Source organism: Pseudoalteromonas sp. CO109Y (genome assembly GCF_004208935.1).
GTDB lineage: Bacteria > Pseudomonadota > Gammaproteobacteria > Enterobacterales > Alteromonadaceae > Pseudoalteromonas > Pseudoalteromonas shioyasakiensis.
Map to the genome: position 1 here is coordinate 1 of NZ_SGPD01000058.1, position 301 is coordinate 301.

A 301-nucleotide genomic window follows, 5' to 3' on the forward strand; every position below is an offset into this window, starting at 1 on the left:
CTCAAGCGCTTTTTACTAGCTTGACTAGGCTTATCGCAAGTTAATACGTCCTTCATCGCCTCCAACTGCCAAGGCATCCACCGTGTACGCTTAGTCACTTAACCATACAACCCAAACGGGTCTTTGTTAGTGACAGCTGTTAACTTCGCCAGAAGTTAATTCATCAAATAATGATGAGAATACTAAAGTAGATACCAATTAATCTTTCGATTAATGGCATATTTTTTACTTTTGAAAACTCTTTATAGATACGAATATCTATAAGAATTTTAATATCAGCTTTCCAAATTTTTAAAGAGCA

1 rRNA gene is annotated in these 301 nt (G+C 35.2%); it reads right to left on the bottom strand.

Annotation, left to right across the window (positions count from 1 at the left end):
• Nucleotides 1-104: ribosomal RNA gene (locus EXT43_RS20520) — 23S ribosomal RNA — on the bottom strand; the annotation flags it as partial.
• Nucleotides 105-301 lie beyond the last annotated feature (197 nt).